20 protein-coding genes are annotated in these 23,191 nt (G+C 59.6%); 10 read left to right on the top strand and 10 right to left on the bottom strand.

What is annotated here, in order from left to right:
- Positions 1-61: 61 nt before the first annotated feature.
- On the top strand, positions 62-961 hold the full coding sequence (locus tag K7A42_RS17650; RefSeq protein ID WP_282455643.1) for a bifunctional methylenetetrahydrofolate dehydrogenase/methenyltetrahydrofolate cyclohydrolase: 900 nt from the start codon (positions 62-64) through the stop codon (positions 959-961).
- Positions 962-979: 18 nt separating this feature from the next.
- On the opposite strand, the gene K7A42_RS17645 is transcribed toward K7A42_RS17650, so the two are convergent.
- Positions 980-2,005, bottom strand: coding sequence for a LacI family DNA-binding transcriptional regulator (locus K7A42_RS17645; protein ID WP_004440041.1), 1,026 nt, complete (start codon positions 2,003-2,005; stop codon positions 980-982).
- A 274-nt stretch (positions 2,006-2,279) separates the two neighbouring features.
- Here K7A42_RS17645 and K7A42_RS17640 point away from each other — a divergent pair, with 274 nt between their 5' ends.
- From K7A42_RS17640 to K7A42_RS17615, 6 genes are all read left to right on the top strand, one after another.
- Positions 2,280-3,641: an ABC transporter substrate-binding protein gene (locus K7A42_RS17640; RefSeq protein WP_282455642.1), complete on the top strand. Its 1,362-nt coding sequence runs from the start codon at positions 2,280-2,282 to the stop codon at positions 3,639-3,641.
- 105 nt (positions 3,642-3,746) lie between these two features.
- On the top strand, positions 3,747-4,760 hold the full coding sequence (locus K7A42_RS17635) for a carbohydrate ABC transporter permease (protein ID WP_022555634.1): 1,014 nt from the start codon (positions 3,747-3,749) through the stop codon (positions 4,758-4,760).
- A 1-nt stretch (position 4,761) separates the two neighbouring features.
- Positions 4,762-5,922, top strand: a complete 1,161-nt coding sequence (locus tag K7A42_RS17630) for a carbohydrate ABC transporter permease (RefSeq protein ID WP_022555635.1) — start codon at positions 4,762-4,764, stop codon at positions 5,920-5,922.
- Positions 5,923-5,959: 37 nt separating this feature from the next.
- Positions 5,960-7,615, top strand: coding sequence for an alpha-glucosidase family protein (locus K7A42_RS17625; RefSeq protein ID WP_282455641.1), 1,656 nt, complete (start codon positions 5,960-5,962; stop codon positions 7,613-7,615).
- 20 nt (positions 7,616-7,635) lie between these two features.
- Entirely contained in the window at positions 7,636-8,724 is a 1,089-nt protein-coding gene (locus K7A42_RS17620; RefSeq protein WP_004440053.1) for an ABC transporter ATP-binding protein, read from the top strand.
- 237 nt (positions 8,725-8,961) lie between these two features.
- Entirely contained in the window at positions 8,962-9,318 is a 357-nt protein-coding gene (locus tag K7A42_RS17615; protein WP_034496014.1) for a hypothetical protein, read from the top strand.
- A 20-nt stretch (positions 9,319-9,338) separates the two neighbouring features.
- Here K7A42_RS17615 and K7A42_RS17610 read toward each other — a convergent pair whose 3' ends face one another.
- From K7A42_RS17610 to K7A42_RS17585, 6 genes are all read right to left on the bottom strand, one after another.
- Positions 9,339-10,703, bottom strand: coding sequence for a metallophosphoesterase (locus K7A42_RS17610; protein ID WP_107340483.1), 1,365 nt, complete (start codon positions 10,701-10,703; stop codon positions 9,339-9,341).
- Positions 10,704-10,921: 218 nt separating this feature from the next.
- Positions 10,922-12,742, bottom strand: coding sequence for a phosphogluconate dehydratase (gene edd / locus K7A42_RS17605; RefSeq protein ID WP_107340484.1), 1,821 nt, complete (start codon positions 12,740-12,742; stop codon positions 10,922-10,924).
- A 124-nt stretch (positions 12,743-12,866) separates the two neighbouring features.
- The gene (pgl, locus tag K7A42_RS17600; RefSeq protein WP_006698174.1) at positions 12,867-13,565 is read right to left on the bottom strand and encodes a 6-phosphogluconolactonase; all 699 of its coding nucleotides are present in this window, start codon (positions 13,563-13,565) and stop codon (positions 12,867-12,869) included.
- A 10-nt stretch (positions 13,566-13,575) separates the two neighbouring features.
- Entirely contained in the window at positions 13,576-15,051 is a 1,476-nt protein-coding gene (zwf, locus tag K7A42_RS17595) for a glucose-6-phosphate dehydrogenase (RefSeq protein ID WP_004440062.1), read from the bottom strand.
- A 136-nt stretch (positions 15,052-15,187) separates the two neighbouring features.
- On the bottom strand, positions 15,188-16,474 hold the full coding sequence (locus K7A42_RS17590) for an NAD(P)/FAD-dependent oxidoreductase (protein WP_282455640.1): 1,287 nt from the start codon (positions 16,472-16,474) through the stop codon (positions 15,188-15,190).
- 12 nt (positions 16,475-16,486) lie between these two features.
- The gene (locus K7A42_RS17585; protein ID WP_282455639.1) at positions 16,487-17,926 is read right to left on the bottom strand and encodes a glutamine synthetase family protein; all 1,440 of its coding nucleotides are present in this window, start codon (positions 17,924-17,926) and stop codon (positions 16,487-16,489) included.
- 123 nt (positions 17,927-18,049) lie between these two features.
- Here K7A42_RS17585 and K7A42_RS17580 point away from each other — a divergent pair, with 123 nt between their 5' ends.
- Positions 18,050-19,234, top strand: coding sequence for an NAD(P)/FAD-dependent oxidoreductase (locus K7A42_RS17580; protein WP_282455638.1), 1,185 nt, complete (start codon positions 18,050-18,052; stop codon positions 19,232-19,234).
- Between the two features lie 313 nt (positions 19,235-19,547).
- Here K7A42_RS17580 and K7A42_RS17575 read toward each other — a convergent pair whose 3' ends face one another.
- On the bottom strand, positions 19,548-19,895 hold the full coding sequence (locus K7A42_RS17575) for a hypothetical protein (RefSeq protein WP_137068303.1): 348 nt from the start codon (positions 19,893-19,895) through the stop codon (positions 19,548-19,550).
- Positions 19,896-19,982: 87 nt separating this feature from the next.
- On the opposite strand from K7A42_RS17575, the gene K7A42_RS17570 reads away from it, so the two are divergent.
- Positions 19,983-20,855, top strand: coding sequence for a LysR family transcriptional regulator (locus tag K7A42_RS17570; protein ID WP_077986648.1), 873 nt, complete (start codon positions 19,983-19,985; stop codon positions 20,853-20,855).
- A 142-nt stretch (positions 20,856-20,997) separates the two neighbouring features.
- The gene (locus K7A42_RS17565) at positions 20,998-21,321 is read left to right on the top strand and encodes a hypothetical protein (RefSeq protein WP_006698168.1); all 324 of its coding nucleotides are present in this window, start codon (positions 20,998-21,000) and stop codon (positions 21,319-21,321) included.
- A 65-nt stretch (positions 21,322-21,386) separates the two neighbouring features.
- Here K7A42_RS17565 and K7A42_RS17560 read toward each other — a convergent pair whose 3' ends face one another.
- A complete protein-coding gene (locus K7A42_RS17560) occupies positions 21,387-21,644 on the bottom strand; it encodes a hypothetical protein (RefSeq protein WP_004432604.1) in 258 nt (85 codons plus the stop codon).
- An 84-nt stretch (positions 21,645-21,728) separates the two neighbouring features.
- Positions 21,729-23,018, bottom strand: coding sequence for an isocitrate lyase (gene aceA / locus K7A42_RS17555; RefSeq protein ID WP_142181868.1), 1,290 nt, complete (start codon positions 23,016-23,018; stop codon positions 21,729-21,731).
- Positions 23,019-23,191: the final 173 nt, after the last annotated feature.

Genomic DNA, 23,191 nt, shown 5'->3' with positions numbered 1-23,191 from the left:
CTTGCATTCCTGCGACGGGGGCACCATACGGAGCCTACGTAACCCATGAGGAGCAGGACGCATGGCAGTTGTGATTGACGGGAAGGCGAAGGCGGCCTCGGTAACGGAGGCGGTCCGCGCATCGGCAGAAGCGCTTGAGGCGAAAAAGGGCGTCAAGCCCGGTCTCGCGGTCGTCATCGTCGGTAATGATCCGGCCAGCCACGCTTATGTGAACTCCAAGAGCAAGATGGCCAAGCAATGCGGGTTCAATTCCATCCAGCACACGCTGCCGGAGGAGACCACACAGGCTGACCTCCTGAAGCTGGTCGGTGAACTGAATGCCGACACCTCCATCCACGGCATTCTGGTTCAGCTGCCGCTGCCGAAACATTTCAATTCAGACGAGATAATCCAGTCGATCCTGCCTGAGAAGGACGTGGATGGCCTGAGCGTGCTGAATGCCGGCAAGCTCGCGACCGGCGATCTTGCCACCGGTCTCATTTCCTGCACGCCCGCAGGCGCCATGCTTCTGGTGCGCGGCATTCACGGAGACGACCTTTCCGGCCTGAACGCCGTTGTCATCGGCCGCTCCAACCTGTTCGGCAAGCCCATGGGCCAGCTTCTGCTCAATGCCAACGCCACTGTGACGATGGCGCATTCGCGAACCAAGGATCTGGCCGGCATCTGCAAGACGGCGGATATTCTGGTGGCGGCGGTTGGCCGCGCGGCGATGGTGAAGGGTGACTGGGTGAAATCCGGCGCGACCGTCATCGACGTCGGCATCAACCGCATTCCCGCACCCGAAAAGGGTGAAGGCAAGTCGAAGCTGGTGGGCGACGTCGCCTATGATGAAGCAAGCGCCGTTGCCGCGGCCATCACCCCTGTTCCCGGTGGTGTCGGCCCGATGACGATCGCGATGCTGATGGCCAACACCGTCATCGCCGCTCATCGCGCCGAAGGCCTGGCGGCACCGAAGTTCTAGGCGGTTGAAACCGGCCGGCTACGCTTTCGGAGCCGGCCCCGTCGAGGCGCGCACTACCAGTTCCGCCTTCCAGAGTTCCTGATACGGCTCCGTCTGGTCGTTCTTGATACGATTGATCAGGCGCTGGCCCACGCGGACGCCTGCCGCTCTCAGCGACGAGCGCGTGGTGGTGAGCGGCACGGAAAAATTATCGGGTTTCAAAAGCGGCAGCACATCGTCATGGGCGATAAGGGAAATATCCTTGCCGGGCTTCAGGCCCCGCTGGTTGAGCGAGCGGATCGCGCCAAGTGCAAGCGCGGTACTGGCGCAGAGAATGGCGGTCGGTTTCTCCGGGCGTGAAAGCAGGGCCTCCATGCCGAGATAACCTTCCTCGTCGGTCATGCTGCCGTGTCTCTTATTGCTTGCATGCAAGGCCAGGCCGTTTGCCGCCAGCGCCTTTTCCACCCCGAGACAGCGCCGATAGGTGAAATCATAGCCTTCCGGACCGTTCAGCAGCCCGATGCGCGTATGGCCAAGCTGAAGCAGAAGCTGGGTCGCATCACGGAAGGCGCCTTCATTGTCCACGTCGAGGTAGGGATAATCCTCCTCCACGCCGATGGAGCGGCCATGCACGAGGAAGGGCAGGGAAAGCGACTGCATCATGGCGATGCGCGGATCGTTATTCTTCATATAAGCGAGATAGATGCCGTCGACGCTGCCGCTAGCGGCGAGCCCGCGAAGGGCTTCGCGTTCCTTTTCCGGCTCGGTGGGCATGATGACGAGATGAAAGCCGCTGCGCGAGGCTTCCTCACCAAGACCGCTCAGGAATTCGCCGAAATGCACATCCGAACGGTGATGTTCGCCAATCGGCATCACGAGCCCAATGGAGCCGACCTTGCCGGTTGCCAGCCGCTGTGCCGCGGCATTGGGGCGATATCCCGTCTTCTCCGCGGCTTCCATGACGCGGCGGCGCGTTTCCGCGCTGACCTCGGGATAGCCGTTGAGCGCCCTGCTGATGGTCGTCTGCGAAATGCCCAGCAGTTGCGACAGCTGTTTCAGGTTCATGTCTGTCATTCCTCCATGCGCGCGCCCGGAAAAGGCCAAAAGCCCCTCCTCATTTTCCCAAAGCGCTTTAGATTTTTAACAGCCCCGTCCGCTTTTCTCAATCGAAAATGATAGCCGCCTTCCTAAATCAATATGACTATTTGGAAGGTCAGGCAGCGTTTCCGAATAAAGAGCCTCTTGACTCCATCTTGATGACAATGAGATGAATAGGCAGCCAAAGCGCTTTGATTGGAGAGGACGCTTTGAGCCTTTTATGTGATGGGAGGTAAATCACATGCGGAAGACCCTTTTGGCGACGGCTGCTTCAATCGTGCTGCTGTCGGGTTCGGCCATTGCCGCCGATCTGAAATTCGCGCCGGGCCAGGACGCCAAGTTCAACTGGAAAAGCTACGAAGACTTCAAAGCGGCCCATGCTGACCTTAAAGGCCAGACGCTGACGATTTTCGGCCCGTGGCGTGGTGAGGACGAGGCTTTGTTCCAGTCCGTTCTCGCCTATTTCGCTGAAGCGACGGGCGTGAATGTCCGTTATTCCTCGTCGGAAAACTACGAGCAGCAGATCGTCATCGACACACAGGCCGGCTCGCCGCCCAATATTGCCATTTTGCCGCAGCCTGGCCTTCTCGCCGATCTTGCCGCCAAGGGTTTTCTTGTGCCGCTCGGCGACGACACGGCCAAATGGGTCGAGGAAAATTACGGCGCGGGTAAATCCTGGGTCGATCTCGGCAGTTATAAGGGCAAGGACGGCAACAAGGCCTATTTCGCTTTCCCCTTCAAGGCCGATGTGAAGTCGCTCGTCTGGTATGTGCCCGAGAATTTCGAGGAAGCGGGATATAAAGTTCCCGAGAGCATGGAAGACCTGCTCAAGCTCACCGATCAGATCGTCGCTGATGGCGGCACGCCCTGGTGCATTGGTCTCGGCTCCGGTGGTGCGACCGGGTGGCCGGCAACCGACTGGGTGGAAGACCTGATGCTGCGCACGCAGCCGCTGGATGTCTACCAGAAGTGGACGACCAACGAGGTGAAATTCACCGATCCGGCCGTGGTTGCCGCGATCAACGAATTCGGCAAATTCGCCAAGAACGAAAAATATGTGAGTGGCGGCGTTGCGGCCGTAGCCTCCACCGACTTCCGCGACAGCCCCAAGGGCCTCTTCGACATTCCGCCGAAGTGCTACCTGCACCATCAGGCATCGTTCATTCCCTCCTTCTTCCCTGAGGGCACCAAGGTCGGAACGGATGCGGATTTCTTCTACATGCCGACCTATGCCTCAAAGCCGGACCTCGGCAAGCCGGTTCTCGGTGCCGGCACGCTCGTCACCATCACTAAGGAAGCGCCCGCTGCCAAGGCATTCGTACAATTCCTGCAGACGCCGATCGCCCACGAAGTGTGGATGGCGCAGTCCAGCTTCCTGACGCCGTACAAGGGTGTGAATGTCGAAACCTATGCCAATGAGCAGATGAAGCGTCAGGGTGAAATCCTGACCACGGCGACGACCTTCGGTTTTGACGGTTCCGACCTGATGCCCGGCAAGATCGGCGCCGGCGCTTTCTGGACGGGCATGATCGATTTCGTCGGCGGCAAGTCCGCCGATCAGGTCGCCGCCGATATCCAGAAGGCCTGGGACGGCCTGAAGTAACACCGATTAAGACGAGGCCTGGCGGCTCGCTGCCGGGCCTCTTCCGCAGGAACGGCCCGACAGCTGCATAAATCAACGCGGCGCGGAGAGGATCAGGGAGGGAACATGGCTCAACAACTGGTGTCCGCCATCGGCGTTATGGTAGCGGGCGTTTTTGCCTGTGCTGCCTATTACTGGCTATCCGATAAGGCGTTGCAGGCAATCTTTCCCGTCCGCTCGGGAGACGTCATTCACGCATCCCGCAATCTCAATCGCCGTGCCGCCGTCCGGCCTTGGCTATTCATAGGCCCGGCGCTGATCCTGTTGCTCGTCTATCTTGTGTATCCCGTCATCGCGACGCTGATCCTCTCCTTCTACGACCGCACCGGCAGCGAATTCGTCGGTCTCGCCAATTATCGCTGGGCGTTTTTCGACGCCGGTTTCCGTCAGTCGATCTTCAACAACATTCTCTGGCTCGCCGTCGTGCCGGCCGCCTGCACCTTCTTCGGCCTCGTCATCGCCGTCATGACGGACCGCATCTGGTGGGGCAACATCGCCAAGTCCATCGTCTTCATGCCGATGGCGATCTCCTTCGTCGGCGCTTCCGTCATCTGGAAGTTCATCTATGAATACCGCGCCGAAGGTCAGGTGCAGATCGGCCTGCTGAACGCCATCGTCGAGTTTTTCGGTGGTAATCCGCAGGTCTGGATTTCCATGCCCTTCTGGAACAACTTCTTCCTGATGGTCATCCTCATCTGGATTCAGACCGGGTTCGCCATGGTCATCCTCTCTGCGGCTTTGCGCGGTATTCCGGAAGAGACCATCGAGGCGGCTGTCATCGATGGCGCCAATGGCTGGCAGATCTTCTGGAAGATCATGGTTCCGCAAATCTGGGGCACTATCGCCGTCGTCTGGACGACGATCACCATTCTCGTGCTGAAGGTCTTCGATATCGTGCTGACCATGACCAACGGGCAATGGAACACCATGGTTCTCGCCAATCTCATGTTCGACTGGATGTTCCGCGGCGGCGGTGATAGCGGCCGAAGCGCTGTTATCGCGCTCATCATCATGGCGGCCGTCACCCCGATCATGGTCTGGAACATCCGCCAGGCAAACCGCGAGATGGAGGGCCGCTGAGATGGATATTGTCAAACGCCTCCGCCGCGTCGGCCTGCCGCGGCTCATCGTTCACGCCAGCGTTCTGATCGTCGTGCTGCTCTGGCTCTTGCCAACGCTCGGCATTCTCGTGAGTTCGCTGCGCGACAAGGATCAGATCACGGTGTCGGGCTGGTGGACCGCTTTTTCGAGCTCCGAACAAACCCAAGCCGTTCGTCTGGCCGATGCCTCGGCTCAGAAGCAGGATGGCAGCCGCTACGTCATATCAGGCAATGTCTTCGAAAACGGCCAGGGCGGAAAGGTTGCGGCCTTCGGCGTGCGCGTGCAGGAGCCGACAGCTTTCAAGGCAGGTGAAGCCGCTGACATCGGCGATGGCGAGACGCTGCTTATCAATGAAGACGGCACTTACGAATATAGCAAAGCCGCAAGCTTCGAGGGTTCGCGCGGCAAGCGCGTCTACATCTCTGTCGCAACGCCGCCCGTCTTCACTCTCGACAACTACCGTACGGTACTCACCTCGGAAGGCATCGGCCAGTCCTTCGTCAACTCGCTGACAGTTGCCGTGCCCGCAACCGTCATCCCCATCCTCATCGCCGCCTTTGCCGCCTATGCGCTATCATGGATGAACTTTTCCGGCCGCAATCTGCTGATCGCCATGGTGGTGGGCCTGATCGTCGTCCCGTTGCAGATGTCGCTGATCCCGCTTCTGAGACTGTACAATGAAATTGGCACTATCTTTGGCGTGCCGTCGAAGACCTATGCCGGTATCTGGCTGGCGCATACCGCCTTCGGCCTGCCGCTCGCGATTTACCTGCTGCGCAATTATATTTCCGGCCTGCCGAAAGAGATCATCGAAAGCGCCCGTGTCGATGGCGCAAGCGATTTCGAAATCTTCGTCAAGATCATCCTGCCGCTCTCTTTCCCCGCGCTCGCTTCCTTCGCCATCTTCCAGTTCCTGTGGACCTGGAACGACCTGCTCGTCGCCATGGTGTTCCTCGGCACGCAGAAGGATGAGCTGGTGCTGACGGGCGCGCTTAACGCGCTGCTCGGCTCGCGCGGCGGCAACTGGGAGATTCTTACCGCCTCGGCCTTCGTCACCATCGTCGTGCCGCTCGGCGTCTTCTTCGCTCTTCAACGTTATCTCGTGCGTGGCCTGCTGGCAGGCTCCGTCAAGGGAGGCTGATCATTCCATGAACGCCCATACCACACAGGACACTTCCATGACCGCTTCGGTGACTTCCGCTTTGACGCCCAACAAGGACTGGTGGCGCGGCGCTGTTATCTATCAGATCTATCCGCGCTCCTATCAGGACTCCAATGGCGACGGCATCGGCGATCTCAAGGGTATCACCGATCGCCTCCATCACATCGCAGGCCTCGGTGCCGATGCGATCTGGATTTCGCCCTTCTTCACCTCGCCGATGAAGGATTTTGGATACGACGTCTCGAATTATGTCGATGTCGATCCGATGTTCGGCACGCTAGCCGATTTCGACGGGCTGATCGCCGAAGCCCACCGTCTCGGCATCCGCGTCATGATCGATCTCGTTCTGTCGCACACGTCCGACCAGCATCCTTGGTTCGTGGAAAGCCGCGCCAGCCGCAACAATGCAAAATCCGACTGGTATGTCTGGTCGGACAGCAAGCCGGATGGCACGCCGCCCAATAACTGGCTGTCGATTTTCGGCGGCTCGGGCTGGCAGTGGGATCCGACCCGCATGCAATATTACATGCACAACTTTCTGACCTCGCAGCCGGACCTTAACCTGCATAATCCGGAAGTTCAGGAAGAGCTGCTGAATATCACACGCTTCTGGCTGAAGCGCGGCGTCGATGGTTTCCGCCTCGACACCATCAACTTCTATTTCCACGACCTTGAGCTGCGCGATAATCCGGCGCTGGCGCCGGAGCGCCGCAATGCCTCCACCGCGCCTGCGGTCAATCCCTATAACTTCCAGGAGCATCTCTACGACAAGAACCGCCCGGAAAACATCGCCTTCCTGAAGCGCTTCCGCGCCGTACTGGACGAATTCCCTGATATCGCCGCCGTCGGCGAAGTGGGCGACAGCCAGCGTGGCCTCGAGATCGTCGGCGAATACACCTCCGGCGATGACAAGATGCAGATGTGCTACGCCTTTGAATTCCTCGCGCCCGATGCGCTGACCCCGCAGCGTGTTGCCGATGTACAGGCGGATTTTGCGAGAGCTGCACCGGAAGGCTGGGCCTGCTGGGCTTTCTCCAACCATGATGTCGTGCGCCATGTCAGCCGGTGGGGCGAACATCTCGAGGACAAGGATGCTTTCGCGAAGGTGCTGTCGGCACTTCTCATGACCCAGCGCGGTTCCGTCTGCATCTATGAGGGCGAAGAACTCGGCCTCACCGAAGCCGATATCGCTTTCGAAGATTTGCAGGATCCTTACGGCATTCAGTTCTGGCCTGAATTCAAGGGCCGCGACGGTTGCCGTACGCCGATGGTATGGGACGCCGGCCATGCGCAGGCCGGGTTCTCGACGGCCGACAAGACGTGGCTGCCGATTCCGACCGAGCACAAGCAGCGCGCCGTGAGCGCCCAGCAGGGCAATGAGGCTTCGGTGCTGGAGCATTACCGCCGCTTCCTCGCGTTCCGCAGGCAGCATCCGGCTTTCGCAAAGGGCGGCATCGAATTTCAGCCCGTGCAGGGAGAGGTGTTGAGCTATACCCGCAAGCTGGGCAACGAAACCGTTCTTTGCGTCTTTAACTTGTCAGCGACGCCAGCAGAGGCCACGCTGCCGGAAGGGAACTGGGAGGTTCTTGAAGGCCATGGCTTTGCAAGCGGACTGAAGGGCAGAAGCGTCGAACTTCCGGCATGGGGCGCTTTCTTCGCCCGTTACGCCTGACAGATGAGGGAGGAACACCCATGACAAGTCTCGTTCTCAAGGATATCCGTAAATCATACGGGCAGGTGAAGGTGCTGCACGGCATCGATCTCGATATCGAACAGGGCGAATTCATCGTTTTTGTTGGCCCCTCCGGCTGCGGAAAATCGACCCTGCTGCGCATGATCGCCGGGCTGGAGGAAATCACCGGCGGCGAGATGTATATTGACGGCCAGCTTGTCAACGAAATCCCGCCTTCGCGTCGGGGCATCGCCATGGTGTTCCAGTCCTATGCCCTTTATCCGCACATGACTGTCTACGACAACATGGCCTTCGGCATGAAGATCGCCAGGGAAAGCAAGCAGGAGATCGACCGCCGCGTTCGCGCCGCCGCCGAAATCCTGCAGCTCACGCAATATCTGGAGCGATTGCCAAAGGCGCTGTCCGGCGGCCAGCGTCAGCGTGTCGCCATCGGTCGCGCGATCTGCCGCAACCCCAAGGTCTTCCTGTTCGATGAGCCGCTCTCGAACCTCGATGCGGCTCTGCGTGTTGCCACGCGCATTGAAATCGCCAAGCTCAACGAGCAGATGGCCGATACAACGATGATCTACGTTACCCACGACCAGGTGGAGGCGATGACGCTCGCTGACCGCATCGTCGTTTTGAACGCTGGGCGGGTGGAGCAGGTCGGCGCGCCGCTTGAGCTTTATGAGAGGCCGGCCAATCTTTTCGTGGCGCGTTTCATCGGCTCGCCCGCCATGAATATTATCGGTGCGAAAGTGACCGGCACGGGTGAACGGACCTCCATCGAACTTGCCGGCGGCAAGACATTGGTCGTCGATGTTCCCACATCCGCATCTGAGCAGGGCAAGGCCGCAAGCTTTGGCGTTCGGCCGGAAGACCTGAGCATCGCGACGGGCGACGACTATCTATTCGAGGGAAAAGTCGCGATCGTGGAGGCCCTGGGTGAGGTGACCCTGCTTTATCTCGAAGCGCCCAAGGGCCAGGAGCCGATCATCGTAAAGGTACCGGGCATTGTTTCCGTGGGTAAGGGTGAAACCCTGCGCTTTGCCGCCCTGCAGGAGAAGCTTCATCTTTTCGATGCGGAAGGCAAAGCCTACCGCAAGTAAACAGTGGCGATACTGAAACAAGCCCCGGAACTGTCCGTTCCGGGGCTTTTTACTGCTTATCAGCCGTGTGGAAAAACGTCGGAAATGTCCCGCTTCCGTCCTGTTTAAGCTGACGCTGATATGAATTGTTAAAGACTATGGCCTAGTCTCGTCCTATTGGTAAGCATTGGGAGTTCGGGCGTGCAGAGCGGTGCGGGTGTCATCAGAAATCATTATCTGAGCAAGGAAGAGTCCTTCATGTATGACCGCGAAAGCCGGTTCCGCATGGAAGACACCATGAACGCGGCGCGCATCGAATATACCGAAAAGGCCGTGATGCACATGGCGGCACGCCGCTGCGACGTCATTCGCATCTCCCAGACAGAGGCCGTGCTGGCGCTACTGACCAAATACAACCTGCCGAACCAGTTCTATCTCGATATCCCCGATGCCCGCATCACCAAGATCGGCTGCGTGATGTTGCGCGTCAACGCCAACAACACCATCCATGTCCGCTTCCTGCGTATGCTGACACAGAAGGAGCTGGATCGAATTTTCGTGTTCAGCACGCACCCGGCCCACAAGGACCGCAAGCTGGATATCCGGTCGTTCTAAGACCCTGACGATTTGCGGCTTTAGGAAAGCCCGCCCAGAACCGTCTGCTTCAGCTTCACATCCGGCACTTCGATGAAGGCGAGATCGCTGCGGCCGAAATAGGATTTCTGGTTGGTGGCGGACCAGTCGTTGCAGACCAGTTTGTAACGGCCTTTCTTCTCCGGCTTTTCCGGCATGGCGTAGAGATAGTCGCCCGTGCGTGCGGCGAGCGGAATGTTGCTGTCCTGATTGCATCGCTTGAGGATTTGGACGAGCGTTTCGCTGTCCACTTCGGTCACCATCAGCTTGCCGTCGAAGCGCAGCGAGGCGTTGAAATCATAACGGCGAATATCGCCTGCAGGCAGGCCTGCGCCGAAAGAGGTGTGGCCGATGAAACCGACATCGGCGCCGGTCTTCGCGGCGATCAGATGCGCCACATGGCGCCCTGCTTCGTCGACGGTCATCGCCTTGGCGGCCTTGCCGACAACTTCCCGTTCTTCTGCGGTCAGGTGCTTTTCAAGCGTCTGCTCGATGAGAGTCTTGAGAGCCGGCGAGGCGGGAGCATCACGATCGATGGTGACCGTCTCAATGGCGGCGGCCTTGCCGGGACCGGTAATTGTCGCGACCGTCATGGAGGTGCACCAGGAGCCGGTGTGGACATAGCGCGTCGCGCCCTCTTCGTGCACGAAATTCAGGTGATCATGGCCGCCCACCAGCAGCGTGCCGTCAGGCAGCACCGGCAGAATATCGCGGTCGGCGACAACGCCGGCGTGGCTCAGAACAATATTGATCGCATCCGCTTTGACGATTTCGGGCAGATTGGCCTTCGCCCATTCCACCGGCTGAGGAATGTCCAGCATCTCGCGCGTCGCCTTCGGATAGGTATTGATCGCATTGGTCGCGAGGCCCGCGACGATGACCGCCCGTTCGCCGGCCTTCACCGCGGCACTGGACGGCGCATAGGGGTTGCCGCTTCGCTTGTCGATGATGTTGGAAAGCACGGTGATGCCGAGGGCTTGAGCACGGCTGACGAAATTGGCGAGGTCATTGTCGATATCGGGCTCATGATTGCCGATATTGATGACCGTGGGGGCAAGCTTGGCGAGCGCCGCAAGGAAGGTCCATTCGATTTCGCCGGCCGAACGTGTGGCCACGGCGTTGCCGAGTTCGAAAAGGTCGCCATTTAGCAGGATGATGTGGGGCGCCTTGTCGGCCGCGATACGCGTTTCGATGGCCGCGAGAAGCTGGCCGATACGCTCATAGGCCGAATGCAGATCGGAGATGACGATGGCACGCAGGGCTACATCCTGCGCCGTTGCCGGCATGGCCGCTACCGTCAGCGGCAGCATGGCGGTGCCCGCCATAAGCTTCAGCACATCGCGGCGGTTGCTTGAAAAAATCGTCATGTCATGTCCCATTATCCGAAACTGCGCCGTCATCCCACGGCTGGTCGGGAACGCCTTAAGAGGCGATCATCACAGCCGCATGACAAGTTTGGCGTTTAAGGCATGGGAAATAAAGCTGTTTCTGCGTCCGCCCGTCCCGGGCGTGAAAGTGCGGTGTGACGATGCCGCAGAGCGGGGTTTAAAGGCGAAAGCCGCATCCAGCCTTCGCCTTTTGGAAATCAATGAAACAGGACGCTGGCACCTTGATCGGCAGGACCGGCATTACGGCGGAAGGGGGCGAAAAGTTCGCGGCCCATGCCCCATTCATTGCCGGAGAGATCAGCGCGCGCCGGTTCGCGTTTTGACAGTTCGGCGGCGGACACCAGCACTTCGAGCGATCCGGAAACGGCGTCGAGACGGATGATATCGCCATCGCGGATGAGCGAGATCGGCCCGCAATCGGAAGCCTCAGGCGTAACATGGATCGCGGCCGGTACCTTGCCGGATGCGCCGGACATGCGCCCGTCCGTCACAAGCGCCACCTTGAAGCCGCGGTCCTGCAGCACGCCGAGCGGCGGCGTCAGGCGGTGCAGCTCAGGCATGCCATTCGCCTTCGGCCCCTGGAAGCGGACGACCGCAATGAAGTCGCGGTTAAGCTTGCCTTCCTTGAAGGCGTCCTGAAGCTCCTGCTGGTCGTGGAAAACAATCGCGGGCGCTTCGATGATATGGCGCTCCGGCTTGACGGCGGAAATCTTGATGACGGATTTGCCGAGATTACCGGTCAGCATCTTGAGACCGCCGGTGGGCTGGAACGGTGTTTCAATGCTGGAAAGCACCTTCGGATCGTGGCTCTGCTCGGGGGAGGGCTGGCGGGTGACCGCGCCCTTCTCGTCCAGTAGTGCATCCACGGTGTAGGCGGCCAGACCCTGTCCGAAGACGGTGCGCACATCGTCATGCACGAAGCCTTGTTTCAGGAGCTGCTTGATGAGGAAGCCCATGCCGCCTGCAGCGTGGAAATGGTTCACATCGGCCAGCCCGTTGGGATAAACGCGGGCCAGCAGCGGCACGATGTCAGAGAGATCAGAAATATCCTGCCATGTGAGGATGATGCCTGCGGCGCGCGCCATGGCGATCAGATGCATGGTGTGATTGGTGGAACCACCGGTCGCATGCAGACCCACGACGCCGTTGACGATGGATCGTTCGTCGATCATCTCGCCGGCGGGGGTGAATTCGTTGCCCTGCGCGGTGATGGCGAGCGCTCTCTTGGTAGCCTCGCGGGTCAGCGCGTCACGCAATGGCGTGCCGGGATTGATGAAGGAGGAACCAGGCATATGAAAGCCCATGATCTCCATCAGCATCTGGTTGGAATTGGCGGTGCCGTAGAAGGTGCAGGTTCCGGGACCGTGGTAAGATTTGGATTCCGCTTCCAGCAGCTCGGCGCGACCGACCTTGCCTTCGGCGTAAAGCTGGCGAATACGCGACTTCTCGTCATTCGGCAGGCCTGATGTCATCGGACCGGCAGGAATGAAGACCGCGGGCAGGTGACCGAAGGCGAGTGCGGCGATGACGAGGCCGGGCACGATCTTGTCGCAGACGCCAAGATAGAGGGCGGCATCGAACATGTTGTGCGAGAGGCCGATCCCCGCAGCCATGGCGATGGCATCGCGGGAAAACAGCGAAAGCTCCATGCCGGGCTGCCCTTGGGTGACGCCGTCACACATCGCAGGTACGGCGCCGGCAACCTGAGCGATACCGCCCGCTTCCTTGGCTGCATCGCGGATGATGGCCGGGAAGGTCTCATAGGGCTGGTGCGCCGACAGCATGTCGTTATAGGCGGTGATGATGCCGAGATTGGGAACCCGGTCGCCGGCAAGGATGTCCTTGTCGGCGGGGGAACAGACCGCAAACCCGTGTGCAAGATTGCCGCAGGACAGGACGGAGCGGTGAACGCCTTTTGAGACCTGCAGCCGCAGCCGCTCGAGATAGGTCTCGCGATAGGGCTTGGAACGTTCGACGATGCGGGCGGTGATGGCCTGAATGCGGGAATCGACGGACATGGGCGTTCATCCTGTTCGTTGGTCGACAACCGGCGTTCCGGGAGGCGAATGCCGGTTGTCGTGTTTCAGTCTTCATGTCTTCGGGGCGCTCGTCGCGGGCCGCAGGAGCGGCCGTCGCGTCGGCTTATGGCGCCCAGTAAATATCCACTGGCGTTTCTGCCCGGTTCAGCACGGCACGGACGGGCATTTCTTCCTCATCCTCGCCCGACTGCGCCTTCTCCAGCGTCGCCTTCTTGGCGGCGCCTTCGATGTGCAGCACCAGGAAGCCGGCATCGTGCAGGCTGGAGAAGTTGAAGGTCAACCGTTCCTCGCCGGCATTCTCGGCCGCCATGGTCAAAACGCCGCGCGGCTCATCGAGATCAAGCGCTTCGTAGAGATTGTCTCCACCGGGAAAGAACGAGGCCGTGTGGCCATCCGTTCCCATACCGAGAATGACAACATCGAAGGGATCGCAGATCGCTTCGGTCTTGACGGTCGCAAGCGTTGCCGCATCCTCCGGCGAGGCCGCCGGCTGGAACAGCGGCACGAAATAAGCCGCCTTCGCCTTGTTTTGCAGAAGATTCTCGGCGACGAGACGATGATTGGAGCGATCGCTTTCCGGCGGCACGAAACGCTCGTCCACCAGCGTCACGCTGATATTGGGCCAATCGAGATCGTGCTGGGAAAGCGCCTGAAAGAACAGCTTCGGTGTAGAGCCGCCAGAGACCGCAATGCTTGCGGTCCCCCGTTCCTTGGTTGCCGCGTCGAGCCGCTGGGCGACATCAGCCGCAAGCGTATTGGCAAGATCGGAGGCGCTATCGAAGGCGTGGATTGTTTCGCTCATCCGCGCGCCCTCAGTCGGCATCGTGCCAGGTACGACCGTCACGCTCGATCAGTGCGATCGAGCCGCTCGGCCCCCAGGTTCCTGCCGTGTAACCCTGCACGCCCTGACCAAGCTCTTCCCAGCTCTTGAGAATTGGGTCAATCCAGTCCCATGCGGCCTCGACCTCGTCGCGGCGCATGAACAGCGTCTGGTTGGACCGGATGGTATCCATCAGCAGGCGCTCATAGGCGTCGGGGCTGCGCACGTTGAAGGCTTCGGCAAAGCTCATGTCCAGCGACACCTGGCGCAGGCGCATGCCACCCGGACCGGGGTCCTTGATGAGGAGCGACTGCTTGACGCCTTCATCCGGCTGCAGACGAATGACCAGCTTGTTGGCCTCGATCTTGCCGGCCGCGTCGTCGAAGATCGAATGCGGGATCTGCTTGAAGGTGACGACGATTTCCGAAACGCGGGTCGCGAGGCGTTTTCCCGTGCGGATGTAGAAGGGAACGCCCGCCCAGCGCCAGTTGGCGATCTCAGCCTTGATGGCGACGAAGGTTTCGGTGTTGGAAACGCCGCCTTCCAGCTCTTCCAGATAGCCCTTGACCGGGCCACCTGCGGAAGCGCCGGCGCGGTACTGGCCCCGAACCGTCAGCTTTTCGACGTTGCTGGTGTCGATCGGCTTCAGCGAACGCAGAACCTTCAACTTTTCGTCGCGCACGGCTTCGGCGTTCATGGAAGCCGGCGGCTCCATGGCGACGAGGCAGAGCAGCTGGAGAATATGGTTCTGCACCATGTCGCGCAACGCGCCGGCCTTGTCGTAATAACCGGCGCGACCTTCGAGACCGACTGCCTCAGCAACCGTGATCTGCACGTGGTCGATATGCGCGGAATTCCACAGCGGCTCGTAAAGCGCGTTGGCGAAACGCAGCGCCATCAGGTTCTGCACCGTCTCCTTGCCGAGATAGTGGTCGATGCGGAAGATCTGCTCTTCCTTGAAGACATGGCCGATGGTGTCGTTGAGTTCCTGCGCCGAGGCGAGGTCGCGGCCGATCGGCTTTTCAACGACGATGCGGGTCGAGCGGGTGATGAGCTTGTGTTCGCGGATCTTGTCGGCGATATCGCCGAAAATTCCGGGCGCGACAGCGAGATAGAAAGCGCGCACGCGCTCTTTACCTTCGTCCAGCAGCTTCTTCAGCACGTCCCAGCCATTGTTGCCCTTGGCGTCAACGGGCACGTAGAAAAGCCTGTTCAGGAACACGGCAACCTGCGCGTCGTCATACTCGCCGGCCTTCAGATGCTCCTTCAGGGCGTCCTGTGCGAATTTGCGATATTCCTCATGGGTCATGACCGAACGCGACGCACCGATGATGCGGGTCGGCTCCGTGAACTGCCCTTCGATCTGCCGGTGATAAAGGGCCGGCAGAAGCTTGCGCTCGGCAAGATCGCCCGTGCCGCCGAAAACGACACAATCAAAAGGTTCAACAGGAATGATCTGACTGCTCATATCGATTCTCTCGATCTTCAAGGGTTGGGGCATCAATAATCTAATCGATTTAAAAATGCCAGACTCAGTTATGTGAAATTATGAATTTTGCTTTTGCCGGTGTGCTTGCCACCGGTAATGGACTGTAAACATTGGACTAAAACCTGTCTCGCAATGCAAACCACGAAAGCGCCAGGAAAAGCAGCGGCGCGCGCAGTGACGTTCCGCCCGGAAAGGCCGGCACTTTAAGCCGCGCGAATGGCGCCAGCATGTCCTTTTTGCCGAGCACCAGATCGGCATAAAGCTTGCCGCAATAATTCGAAAGCATCACGCCGTGGCCTGAATATCCACCGATGGAGGTGACACCTGGCATGACCTCACGCACGAACACCTTGCGCGGCAGGGTAATGCCGACGGAGCCGCCCCAGGAATGGGTGATGTCGATATCCTTCAGCTCGGGATAGATTTCCGCGATCTGCCGGCGGATGTGGCTGGAAATATCCCGCGGCGTATCTGCCGTGTAAGCTTCGCGGCCGCCGAACAACAGCCGGTTATCGGCCGTCTTGCGGAAGTAACGCACCACAAACCGTGAATCCGCCACGGCCTCCCGGTCTGGAATGATGCCGGGGAAGGCATCCAGCGGTGCGGTTGCGCCGATGAAGGAGCGGATCGGCATGATATGGGCTGCCGTTATCGGTTCCAGATTGCCGATATAGGCATTGGTCCCAATCAACACCCGTGGCGCAGTGATGGTGCCGAAAGGGGTGTCGATGATGGTCTTGCCGCCCACTTGCCGGATGGATTTCGCAGGCGTCATCTCGTAAATCTGAGCACCCGCATCTTTCGCGGCTTTCGCAAGCCCGACCAGCAGCTTAAGCGGGTGTATATGGCCGGTGCCGGTGTCGCGGGTGCCACCGAAATAATGAGTGGAGCCGACGCGTTTGCGCGCTTCGCCACGCTCCATGTAGGAAATATGCGGATAGCCGTAGCGGTTGTTCATCGCATCGACGCTGCGGCGATAGTCGTCCTCGTAACCTGCCTTGTGCGCCACATAGAGTTGGCCCGGCAGATAATCCATGTCGATGCCGCGGCTGCTTGCGAAATCGCGCACATAATTCTTGGCGTTTTCGGCGATGTCGAACAGCAGCTTCGATTGCTCGAAGCCAATCTCTTCCTCAAGCTCATCGGGGAAAGAGCGCTGGCCGGTGCCGAACTGGCCGCCATTTCGGCCGGAAGCGCCATCGCCAAAACGATGCGCTTCTATGAGGGCGACCGAGACGCCGTTTTCAGCGAGATTACAGGCGGCCTGAAGACCGGTGTAACCACCGCCGATGATCGCGACATCCACCTGCTTCGACCCATCGAGGGCGGGATAGTCCGGCCGCTCACCGACGGTTGCCTGATACCAGGATAGTCCCGGCGCAATCGGGCTTTGCCATGTCATGCTCGGGATTCCTCACACGTTGAGAAGCAGGAACTCGCGCTCCCAGGGGCTGATGACCTGCATGAAGGTCTCGAATTCCCCCCGCTTCAGACCGGCATAAAGGCCGACAAATTCGTGACCGAAGATCCGGTCGAACTGTGCCTCGCCCTCCAGCAAGGCGACCGCTTCAAGCAGGCCACGCGGCAGGTCGATAGAGCCCTCATTGGCAGTATCGGCGGTAGGTTCGGTCGGCTCGATGCTGTTGACGATGCCGAGCCAGCCGCAGCCGAGCGAGGCCGCGAGCGCCAGATAGGGGTTGGCGTCCGAGCTCGGCAGGCGGTTTTCGACGCGCCGCGCCTGCGGGCCGGAAATCGGCACGCGGAAGGCCGTCGTGCGGTTGTCGTAACCCCAGGCATTGTTCACCGGGCAGGCCATGTCAGGCGTCAGGCGGCGGTAGGAATTCACATAGGGCGCCAGCATGACCAGCGCATTCGGAACGTAACGCTGCATGCCGCCGACAAAGGAGAAGAATTCTCTCGAAGGGCTGCCATCTTCATTGGAGAAGATGTTGCGGCCGCTATCGATTTCTACCACCGACTGGTGGATGTGCATGGCCGAACCCGGCTGGCCCTGCATCGGCTTGGCCATGAAGGTGGCATAGATGCCGTGCTTCAGCGCGGCTTCGCGAATGGTGCGCTTGAACAGGAACACCTGGTCGGCAAGCTCGATCGGATCGCCATGGCGCAGGTTGATTTCCAGCTGTGCCGGCCCTTCCTCATGGATGAGCGTATCGATCTCGAGGCCCTGTTTTTCGGAGAAATGATAGATGTCATCAATCAACTCGTCGAACTCGTTGATGCCGGCGATGGAATAGCTTTGACCTCCAACGATGGAGCGTCCTGACCGGCCCTTTGGCGGATGCAGCGGATAGTCCGGATCGTCATTCATGGCGACGAGGTAGAATTCGATTTCCGGTGCCACCACCGGCTTCCAGCCCTTTTCGGTATAGAGCGAAAGCACGTTCTTCAAAACGTTGCGCGGCGTGTATGGCACGAAATTGCCTTCCGCATCCACCACGTCACAGATCACCTGCGCGGTCGGGTCGGTTTCCCAGGGCACGACGGAGAGGGTGGAAAGATCAGGCACCAGCTTCAGATCGCTGTCGCGCGGCTCGTAGCGGAAATTGGCGGTCTCATCGGGATATTCGCCCGATATCGTGTGGCGATAGAGCGCCGAGGGTAGAGCAAGCGAGGTATCGCCCGTGAATTTCGCCGTCGGCATCATTTTCCCGCGCGGTACGCCGGCAAGGTCGGGCGTGATGCATTCTATGTCTTCTATCCCACGCGCCCTCAGCCATTGCGCGGCTTCGCGCCAGGAGGAAACGCCACGGGTGGAGGAAAGGTCGAGGGGAGGGGTCTTCTTTGCCATGGTTGCCTGTTTTTTCGGGCGGAGCATGGTTTTCTTGGCGGGCATGTATCACCGGGTCTGTGTTTCGACTGTCGCCATCATAACCGTAGTTTGGCAATTGGCGAGGGGGAAAGCGCCATTGACAAGCGGCGGCACTTGGAAAAGAGGAAAGGAAACGAAACGGATGGAATGATGGCAGATAAATGTGACGTGCTGATTTTGGGGGCGGGCGCCGCCGGCATGATGTGCGCCATCCGCGCCGGCCAGCGCGGCCGCTCCGTCGTCGTTCTCGATCATGCGAAAGCGCCGGGCGAAAAGATCCGCATCTCCGGCGGCGGCCGCTGTAACTTTACCAATATCCACGCCGGGCCGAGGAATTATCTCTCTGCCAACCAGCATTTCGCCAAATCCGCGCTTGCCCGATATACGCCGCGCGATTTCATCGCCCTTGTCGAAAAACACCGTATCTCCTGGCACGAAAAGACGCTCGGCCAGCTTTTCTGTGATGACAGCGCCAAGGATATCATCCGCATGCTGCTGGCTGAAATGCAGGCGGTGAATGCGAAGCTTCGGCTCGAAACGTCAGTCTCCGCCGTGACCCATGACGGCGGCCGTTTTCGGGTGTCGACCTCGGGTGGCGTCATCGAGGCGGAGAGCCTCGTCGTCGCGACAGGCGGCAAGTCTATCCCGAAGATGGGCGCGACCGGTTTTGCCTACCAGATCGCCGAACAGTTCGGCCTCAAGCTCATTGAAACCCGCCCCGGCCTCGTTCCGCTGACGCTTGATCCCGGTCTTCTGGAAAAGCTGAGCCCGCTTGCCGGTGTCGCTGTTCCGGCCGAGGTTTCCCATGGCAAAACCTCGTTCGAGGAAGCGCTATTGTTCACCCATCGCGGTTTGAGCGGTCCTTCCATACTGCAAATCTCCTCATACTGGCGCGAGGGTGATCCCATCCGCCTGAAGCTTGAGCCGCATCGCGATCTGGCCGCGGTGTTGAAGCAGGCCAAACAGAAAAACGGCCGTCAGTCCGCCCAGACCGCCCTGTCGGAGATCCTTCCGAAGCGGCTCGCCCAGCATGTCGTCGAACAATCCGGCCTCACCGGCCATCTTGCCGATATGTCCGACAAGGCTCTGGCGAAGCTGGCGGCAGAGGTGCAGGACTGGCAGATCAAGCCCGCCGGTTCGGAAGGTTATCGCACCGCGGAGGTCACGCTCGGCGGCGTGGACACCACCGGCCTCGATTCCCGCAGCATGGCGGCGAAATCCGTGCCCGGCCTCTATTTCATCGGCGAATGTGTCGATGTGACCGGCTGGCTCGGCGGTTATAATTTCCAGTGGGCCTGGGCGTCCGGGCAGGCGGCCGGCGAATTCGCGTGATCGTCTCTGGCCGTGGAAAAGATCGGACCTCTCTCCTTTGTCATGCGGGACTTGATCCGGCATCCAGCCATGGCGCTTCTGGGCCGTAAAGAGTCTTTCGCGATCAAGGACTTGATCGCGCTCGACCCCGGAACTAGTCCGGGGTGACGGAGCTGATGAGACCTGTTCGCCAACCCAGTTTCAGTTGGTAAAGTTGTGGCCCTTCCTCGCTTTTTTAATAATCTGTTAACGGGGGAGGAGTCATCCTGACCGAATGCCAGCAAGGCCGGATCGCTCAATGATCCCGCTGCACATGATGTCACGCTGGAAGCCCTTAACAGGGCATGGGTCGGTTGAGTTTTTCGTCTGGAGCCCGCGCATGAACAGATCTGCACATCGCCGCCCTCGCGCCATTGCCATCGCCCGCACTGACAACGAGAGCCGGCAGTTGGCCTTTCGGCTGAGCCTCATCGCAGCCGGTGCTCTCGCAGCCCTTATCGCCCTCTTCCATTGATCGACGGCTTTTCGCCTTCACAAAGTTGATAAGCGCGCTGAAAAACCGTGACATCCGTGATGCCTCGGCCATATCCCTGTAAAACTTTTCTTCCTGCAGAATGGCTTCACGCCGTGTGCGCGGTCGCTGATTTTCAATAATGGCCCGTGCTGCAAAAATCGCGTGCATGTTTGCTCTCCTTCTTACTGCGGAGGGCCATGATGCACGCCGTTTTTTGATTTATCTGCGCAAGAAAATGCGCTACGTTTTTCAATTATGAAAAACGTCACCTGGGATTCCTACCAGCTTTTCCTCGATGTGTCACGCAGCGGTGGCCTGACGGGTGCCGCCGCGCTGACGGGCTTAAGCCCCGCGACCATAGGGCGGCGCATGGTCGAGCTGGAGGAGCGGATCGGCAAGGCGCTGTTCCAGCGCAGCCAGACGGGATACGCCCTCACAGTGGACGGCCGTGCGTTGTTCGACAGACTTCAGGCCATGGAGAATGCGGCCAGGGATATCGAGGGGTGGCAGAAGGCGTCATCGGCCTCGTCCATCGTGCGGATTGCCGTGGGCACCTGGAATGCCTGGCTCTTGACCAGCAACTTCTCCGCCATCTGCACGGATCGCGATGATTTCCGCATCGACCTTTTTATTGCCGAGCAGAGGGCGTCTCTGGCCCATCGCGAAAACGATATCGGTATCCGCGCTTTCGAGCCGCAGGAGCGCAATCTCGCTGCCATCAAGACGGGGGAGGTTGCCTACGCTCCCTACAGGCTGCGCAATGCCGCCGCCACTGTCGCTGACCGCTGGCTGTCGGTAGCCGAGGAAAACGCCATTTCAACCTATCTTCGCTGGCCGCATGAAAACCGGAGCAACGAGATCGTCGTAACGGTGAACCGGCCAACAGCGCTTCTCGATCTTGTCCTGTCAGGGGCGGGGATCGCGGTGCTTCCCTGTTTCGTGGGCGATGCGGATGCGCGCCTCGTCCGGGAGGGCGGCGAAATCGAACCGCTGCGCCACAATCAATGGATCGTCATGAATAATGACGATCGCCACCGACCCGATATCAGGACGGTGGCGGATCGGATGACCCGTCTGATCAAGAGCCATTCCGATCTCTACGCCGGACGCAAGGGCCGCCCGGCATAGATGAAATCACGTTCAGTTGTATAAATAAATTTTAATAATTTATAGTTGCGTGCGCATCAAAATATTCATAGGTTGCTTTTCGTAAGTTTAACCCTTTCAGGTTGAGGCCGCCATGATAATTTCAGCATCATACGTAAATGCGATGTCCGCAGCAGGAACGCCGGAAGAAGCAGCAAAGCTCTTTTATGCAGCAGTCAGTAAGGGGCTCGCGGCAGTTGTTGCCGATGCTCTTTCGCAATCCGTCACGGCAATTGCGCCGGCAGCCTCAGGCACCAAGATCGCAGGCTGGGAAAAGCTCGTGGGAGGCGTGGCGATGCATCTGGCGTGGGAATCGCCGGCCGTTCTGAACCCGATTCCCCTGACGCAACTTGCCTGCTTCGCTCCCTATGCGCCCCAACTCCAGGGTAACGTGGAGGCGATGGGCGTCAATGTAAGCATCGGCGTTTCCGTGTCGGCGAGCTTCTGAGGCGGCCACTTCCGACGTTTGCACTGAAGACCGGAACATCGATTATGATGTTCCGGTCTTTCGTTTCACGCGGCGTCACGCCCCTGCGCAACGATGACGGGGATAAGCAGATCACCCCAGTTGCCGCCGCCGCCATGGTGGCGGGCCGAGCGGACCAGCTCGACGGAAACGCCGGCCTCGACGGCTTTCATGACGGCCTGGTTGAGGCGGTGCAGGTCATTGGCCAGCATGCGGATGGCAGCCTGCTGATCCTGCGTCATGGCGGAGGATTGCTCCTCGGCGCGTTCCTTGACGTGCGTCTTGATGGGATTGTGGGCGTTCATGGCATTTCTCCTCTCGTTATTGTCAGGGGTTTTTGATCTGCTTTGCAAGCCCTTCCCGCGATGGGGAAGGGCGGTTTTCTTGATTTATTCGGCCGCCGGGCGGAACTGGTCGTGCTCGGTGGATTCCTTCATGGCCGTGGTGGACGACGTGCCGCCAGAGATCGCCAGAGACACGGCGTCGAAATAGCCGGTGCCGACTTCGCGCTGGTGCTTGGTGGCGGTGTAACCATTGGCCTCTGCTGCGAATTCCGCCTCCTGAAGCTCGGAATAAGCCGCCATCTGCCGGTCCCTGTAGCCGCGCGCCAGTTCGAACATGCCGTAGTTGAGCTGGTGGAAGCCAGCGAGCGTGATGAACTGGAACTTGTAGCCCATCGCGCCTAGCTCGCGCTGGAACTTCGCAATCGTCGCGTCGTCGAGGTTCTTTTTCCAGTTGAACGACGGCGAGCAGTTGTAGGCGAGCTTCTTGCCCGGATGCACCTTGTGCACGCCTTCAGCAAACCTGCGCGCCTGTTCCAGATCCGGCTTTGATGTTTCGCACCAGATCAGGTCGCAATAGGGCGCATAAGCCACCGCGCGGGCAATGCAGGGCTCCAGACCGTTCTTGACCTGATAAAAGCCCTCAACGGTGCGCCCGGCATCGTAATCCACGAAGGGACGGTCGCGCTCGTCGATATCGGAGGTCAGAAGCTTGGCGGCCTCCGCGTCCGTGCGGGCGATGACCAGCGTTGGTACACCCATAACGTCGGCCGCCAGCCGTGCTGCCGTCAGGTTGCGGATGTGCGCCGCCGTCGGGATCAGAACCTTGCCGCCGAGATGGCCGCACTTCTTTTCCGATGCCAGCTGATCCTCATAGTGAACACCTGCTGCGCCTGCCTCGATGAAGGCCTTCATGATCTCGAAGGCGTTGAGCGGCCCGCCGAAACCGGCCTCCGCATCGGCAACGATCGGCGCGAACCATGTGTCGACAGAAAGGCCCTTGCCCTCCGTGGTCTCGATCTGGTCGGCGCGTTGCAGGGTGCGGTTTATGCGCTTGGCCAGCTCCGGCGCTGCATTGGCGGGATAGAGCGACTGGTCCGGATACATGGCCGAGGCCGTGTTCGCATCCGCTGCAACCTGCCATCCCGAGAGATAAATCGCCTTCAGCCCGGCGCGAACCATCTGCATGGCCTGGTTGCCCGAGAGCGCACCCAGCGCATTGACGAAATTCTCCTCGTTGATCAGCTTCCACAGCCGGTTCGCACCCATTTCGGCCAGCGAATGGCGGATTTCGACAGAGCCGCGCAGCCGCTCCACGTCGGCGGCGGTATAGGTGCGCTCGATGCCGTCGAAACGTCCCTGCGGTGCGCCCGGAACAAGTTTGTAAAAATCCGTCATACTTCTCTCTCCCATGAAAAATGCGGTTTTCGTAGCGGGCCGTCTTGAACATCATACGGCGCCGTTTGATGTGACTACATTTACATTTTTCGAGATTTGATCGCCAGAACAAACATAAAAACAGTGACTTGAAAGAGGTTATCCTGTAGTGTGCATGACAGAGTGACGCTGTA

This window comes from Agrobacterium sp. InxBP2, assembly GCF_026191755.1.
Lineage (GTDB): Bacteria > Pseudomonadota > Alphaproteobacteria > Rhizobiales > Rhizobiaceae > Agrobacterium > Agrobacterium pusense.
This window is presented reverse-complemented; position numbering and strand designations above follow the sequence as displayed.

Coding starts and splice junctions, on each gene's coding strand:
- aceA (WP_142181868.1), bottom strand. CDS start 23,018: ATGACGGATTTTTACAAACTTGTTCCGGGCGCACCGCAGGGACGTTTC.
- K7A42_RS17590 (WP_282455640.1), bottom strand. CDS start 16,474: ATGACATGGCAAAGCCCGATTGCGCCGGGACTATCCTGGTATCAGGCA.
- K7A42_RS17610 (WP_107340483.1), bottom strand. CDS start 10,703: ATGACGATTTTTTCAAGCAACCGCCGCGATGTGCTGAAGCTTATGGCG.
- K7A42_RS17635 (WP_022555634.1), top strand. CDS start 3,747: ATGGCTCAACAACTGGTGTCCGCCATCGGCGTTATGGTAGCGGGCGTT.
- K7A42_RS17645 (WP_004440041.1), bottom strand. CDS start 2,005: ATGAACCTGAAACAGCTGTCGCAACTGCTGGGCATTTCGCAGACGACC.
- K7A42_RS17580 (WP_282455638.1), top strand. CDS start 18,050: ATGATGGCAGATAAATGTGACGTGCTGATTTTGGGGGCGGGCGCCGCC.
- K7A42_RS17615 (WP_034496014.1), top strand. CDS start 8,962: ATGTATGACCGCGAAAGCCGGTTCCGCATGGAAGACACCATGAACGCG.
- K7A42_RS17575 (WP_137068303.1), bottom strand. CDS start 19,895: ATGCACGCGATTTTTGCAGCACGGGCCATTATTGAAAATCAGCGACCG.
- K7A42_RS17620 (WP_004440053.1), top strand. CDS start 7,636: ATGACAAGTCTCGTTCTCAAGGATATCCGTAAATCATACGGGCAGGTG.
- K7A42_RS17625 (WP_282455641.1), top strand. CDS start 5,960: ATGACCGCTTCGGTGACTTCCGCTTTGACGCCCAACAAGGACTGGTGG.
- K7A42_RS17630 (WP_022555635.1), top strand. CDS start 4,762: ATGGATATTGTCAAACGCCTCCGCCGCGTCGGCCTGCCGCGGCTCATC.
- K7A42_RS17650 (WP_282455643.1), top strand. CDS start 62: ATGGCAGTTGTGATTGACGGGAAGGCGAAGGCGGCCTCGGTAACGGAG.
- K7A42_RS17585 (WP_282455639.1), bottom strand. CDS start 17,926: ATGCCCGCCAAGAAAACCATGCTCCGCCCGAAAAAACAGGCAACCATG.
- K7A42_RS17570 (WP_077986648.1), top strand. CDS start 19,983: ATGAAAAACGTCACCTGGGATTCCTACCAGCTTTTCCTCGATGTGTCA.
- K7A42_RS17560 (WP_004432604.1), bottom strand. CDS start 21,644: ATGAACGCCCACAATCCCATCAAGACGCACGTCAAGGAACGCGCCGAG.
- pgl (WP_006698174.1), bottom strand. CDS start 13,565: ATGAGCGAAACAATCCACGCCTTCGATAGCGCCTCCGATCTTGCCAAT.
- K7A42_RS17640 (WP_282455642.1), top strand. CDS start 2,280: ATGCGGAAGACCCTTTTGGCGACGGCTGCTTCAATCGTGCTGCTGTCG.
- zwf (WP_004440062.1), bottom strand. CDS start 15,051: ATGAGCAGTCAGATCATTCCTGTTGAACCTTTTGATTGTGTCGTTTTC.
- K7A42_RS17565 (WP_006698168.1), top strand. CDS start 20,998: ATGTCCGCAGCAGGAACGCCGGAAGAAGCAGCAAAGCTCTTTTATGCA.
- edd (WP_107340484.1), bottom strand. CDS start 12,742: ATGTCCGTCGATTCCCGCATTCAGGCCATCACCGCCCGCATCGTCGAA.